Raw genomic sequence first — 4,218 nt, forward strand, 5'->3', positions numbered from 1 at the left:
ATTTCAACAGTAGCTCCCATTAAGCCTGTTCATTTTTCTTTTTCTGATAACCGCAATGTTAACCAAAACCAGTAAGTTAGCAAGGGGCTGGCCTGAAGGCCAAGCCTCTTTTTTCATAAGACTGGACAATCGGGCATAATTAATAAACAGTAGATGATTGAGATTGGGGGAGTAATCAATGTTAATTCAATTTAAACGTCAACAAAACCGTTTAGAGCCTCTGAATCTTACTCCTCATAAACCTCAATCAATTAATAACATCACTGAACAAACTAATAGTAGCTTCGTTGAAGAAATATTAAAAGAACTTAATGAATTGATCGGATTAGAAAAAGTTAAATATATCTTCCATGAAATCTATGCTTTTGCCAGGATTCAAAAAAAACGCCAAAAAGAAAAGCTATATAATGAACCAATGGTTTTACATATGGTATTTAAAGGTAACCCAGGCACTGGAAAAACAACGGTGGCTCGCATTGCAGGTAAACTTTTTCGCGAGCTTGGCCTTTTACAAAAAGGCCATTTGATTGAAATTGAAAGGGCTGACCTGGTCGGCGAGTATATCGGTCATACGGCTATAAAGACCAGAGAGCAAATCAAGCGCGCTCTCGGAGGTATACTGTTCATCGATGAAGCATATAGTTTGGCCCGGGGAGGAGAAAAGGATTTTGGTAAAGAAGCCATTGACACTATGGTAAAAGCCATGGAAGATCATAAAGATAATCTGGTTATAATTCTTGCTGGCTATCCAAGTGAGATGGAGTGGTTTCTGCGCACCAATCCTGGTTTGAGAAGTCGGTTTCCCATACATATATCTTTTCCGGATTACAGTATAGATGAATTAATGTTAATCGCAGAACAAATGTTAAAACAGCGCCAGTATGATTTTACTCCTCAGGCAAAAGAGCGTTTCAAGGAGCAATTAAAAAACCTCCCCCCTACAACCATTGTTAACGGTAATGCCCGGTTAGTAAGAAACTACATCGAGAAATTGATTCGCTGTCAGGCAGTTCGCCTGGTGAAGAAAGAAATTGTTACCCGGGACGATTTGATCCTGATCACTGAAGATGACATTTATTCCGCCACCGGCAACTACTTGTAAATATTTTTTTTTGCCTTTATACTGACAATGAGAATTTCATTTAGAATAAGGTGATTATTGCATGAAATTTATTTATGGTAATACAGATGGTATTCGCAAACATCTTTTAGACAAACTCTCTCAGATAAGAGGATATCAATTTGAAAAACTATTACCATATGAAATGTATCAGCAACTATTATCAATATCTGAACAGCTAAACAGGGAGATTGCTATAGGTATTAATAAAAAAGGCAAAGTGGAGTTTATCAGTATAGGTAATAGCCAGCAAGTACCAGTACCTCGAAACTCTTATTTAATCATCCATACCCATCCACAAGCAACCAGTGAATTAAGTGAGCTGGATCTTTCTTTAATCCATTCCGGTCAAACCCAGGCAATCATGGCTATTGGGTCTTTTTCAGATACAATTCAAATCGCAAAAATCGATGACAGCCATGGGCTTACTGTTGAAAAATATACTTTGCAGGACTTAGCCCAGAAGAGCCTGGATATCATCGGGGTAGAAGGTTCAAGGAAAAACAAAATAGAGGATATTGACTTAACAGAAAAAGCATTATTGATAGCTTTTGATGAAGAGGGTGCCCTTGAACTGGAGGAATTATGCAAAACAGCCGGTATTCAGGTTCTGGATTGTGAAATTATAAAGCTAAGAAAGATTCATACCGGGCTCTTTGTTGGCAAAGGTAAAATCGTTGAAATAAAGAATAAGTCCCAGGTATTACAAGCAAATCTTCTGGTCTTTGATCACGAGCTCTCACCAGTTCAATTACGAAATATCGAGGAAATTACCGGGCAGAAAGTAGTAGACCGTACTACTTTGATTCTTGACATTTTTGCACAAAGGGCCCAGTCACGAGAGGGCAAACTTCAGGTTGAACTGGCACAACTTAAACATCTGTTACCTCGTCTAACCGGTCAGGGTAATAACCTTTCCCGCTTAGGCGGAGGCGTAGGTACCCGGGGCCCTGGTGAAACTAAACTGGAACAAGATAGGCGAAAAATTAAAAAGAAAATAGTATTATTAACACAGGAGCTGGCCGAAATACAAAAACACCGTCAAAATCAACACAAACAGAGGGCAACAAATAATATTCCGCACATATGCTTAACCGGTTATACCAATGCCGGAAAATCGACTTTACTTAATCTGCTAGCCAATGCCAATGTCCTGGCTGAGGACAAATTGTTTGCCACCCTTGATACAACGACGCGCCGTCTCCAACTCCCTTCGGGTAGATGGGCTGTACTAACCGACACAGTAGGTTTTATTCGCAATTTACCTCCAGGCCTGATTGCAGCTTTTCGTGCTACATTGGAAGAGCATTTGCGTTCCGATTTGATTTTACATGTAGTAGATGCCAGTAATCCATTTGCCAGACAACATATCAAGGTCGTTGAAGCTATTATTAAAGATTTAAATTTAGAAACAATTAAACAATTAATAGTTTTTAATAAAGTAGACTTACTTAACGACCTGGATAGATTAAACATATTACTTCACGATCTTCCGTCAGATTATGTTTGCATTTCAGCCTTGAAAAAAACCGGTATTGATGAGTTATTAACCAAAATTGATTCAATTTTAAACACAGAAAATGTTTACAAAGACACCCTTTGGTTTTTCCCTTATGACCAGGCCTCCCTTATTAGTTTAATTAGAAAGCATGGTCATATCGTTGAGGAGAAATACACAGATTCAGGTATATTAATTAAGGGCAGAGTGGAAAATAGATATAGTGCCCAACTGGAAATTTATGAGAAATAGAAAGGGAATGAGGAATTAACCATGAAGGACATCAACCGTTTACACACTCAAGCACTGGAAATGATCAAACCAATAGTGGCTGAAATAGAAAACAAAACTTTTTACCAAACGGCAAAGGTTTTGGAAGCTTTTCGACACGCTCAGGTTTGCCAGCATCACTTAAACGGTACTAATGGGTATGGATATGGGGACATCGGAAGAGAAGCCCTGGAACACGTTTTTGCAACCCTCTTTGGGGCAGAAGCAGCTTTAGTACGACCACAATTTGTTTCCGGTACCCACGCTATCGCTACTGCATTATTTGCCATTTTAAGACCGGGGGATACCATCCTATTTGCTACAGGAAAACCCTACGATACCCTGGAAAAAGTAATAGGTTTTAAAAACGAGCCCGGAAGCCTTAGGGACTGGGGTATTAACTACCGCCAAATCGACCTTACCTCTGATGATAAAATTGACATATTTACCTTACAAAAACTTTTAGAGGAAGATAAGTCCATAAGAGTTGTAGCTTTTCAGCGATCCAGGGGGTATGCCTGGCGCAAATCCTTACTTCAACCAGATTTAACTGAAGCCTTTGCTCTGACAAAAAAAATTAGACCTGATGTGATTATATTTGTAGATAATTGTTACGGGGAACTGGTAGAAGGATTTGAACCAACCCAGTACGGCGCTGACCTGGTAGCTGGTTCTTTAATTAAAAATCTAGGTGGAGGTTTAGCCCCCACCGGTGGTTATATCGTAGGAAACAAGGATTTAGTAAATCTGGCAGCCGAACGTTTAACAGTTCCCGGTACCGAAGGCGAACTGGGTGCCACCGGTGATTTTTTGCGTTCCACCTTTCATGGTCTGTACCTTGCCCCCAGGATGGTTGCTGAGGCCCTGATTGGTGCAATCTATGCCGCTGCTTTATTCTCCCTGGCCGGGTTTGAAGTATCTCCTACAATAGAAGAGCCTCGCAGTGACATTATTCAGGCAATAAAACTTAACTCCGCCGAGAATATGAAAGCATTTTGCCGTGGTATACAACGTTTTTCCCCCATTGATAGTCACCTAACCCCTGAACCATGGGTAATGCCTGGCTATGATGTCCCAGTCATAATGGCGGGCGGGACCTTTATAGCCGGTTCAACTGCTGAACTCAGCGCCGATGGCCCCTTAGTTCCCCCTTACATAATATATTTCCAGGGTGGTTTAAATCGCCATCATATTTTCCTGGCTGTTCAAAATGCTCTTGCCGAAATTATTGCCAGGAATTGATTGTATTCATATATTGAACTATGCTAAAATATTTATTGACCTTTGTATAATATAGGGGGTCTAAATTAGTGGATAAGTATGTAACCTC

At 40.1% G+C, this 4,218-nt stretch carries 3 protein-coding genes; all 3 read left to right on the forward strand.

Features of this window, described 5'->3' with window-relative positions:
• The first annotated feature begins 178 nt into the window (after positions 1-178).
• Positions 179-1,102, forward strand: a complete 924-nt coding sequence (locus JDF658_RS10065) for an AAA family ATPase (RefSeq protein ID WP_078664485.1) — start codon at positions 179-181, stop codon at positions 1,100-1,102.
• Positions 1,103-1,163: 61 nt separating this feature from the next.
• Entirely contained in the window at positions 1,164-2,870 is a 1,707-nt protein-coding gene (hflX, locus tag JDF658_RS10070) for a GTPase HflX (protein WP_079907496.1), read from the forward strand.
• 21 nt (positions 2,871-2,891) lie between these two features.
• On the forward strand, positions 2,892-4,130 hold the full coding sequence (locus JDF658_RS10075) for a methionine gamma-lyase family protein (RefSeq protein ID WP_079907497.1): 1,239 nt from the start codon (positions 2,892-2,894) through the stop codon (positions 4,128-4,130).
• The last annotated feature ends 88 nt before the right edge of the window (positions 4,131-4,218 follow it).

Origin of the sequence: Carboxydocella sp. JDF658, assembly GCF_002049395.1 — a bacterium.
Taxonomy (GTDB): domain Bacteria; phylum Bacillota.

What these genes read in the sequence shown, in the direction of transcription:
- JDF658_RS10075 (WP_079907497.1), top strand. Translation starts at nt 2,892, where the DNA reads ATGAAGGACATCAACCGTTTACACACTCAAGCACTGGAAATGATCAAA.
- hflX (WP_079907496.1), top strand. Translation starts at nt 1,164, where the DNA reads ATGAAATTTATTTATGGTAATACAGATGGTATTCGCAAACATCTTTTA.
- JDF658_RS10065 (WP_078664485.1), top strand. Translation starts at nt 179, where the DNA reads ATGTTAATTCAATTTAAACGTCAACAAAACCGTTTAGAGCCTCTGAAT.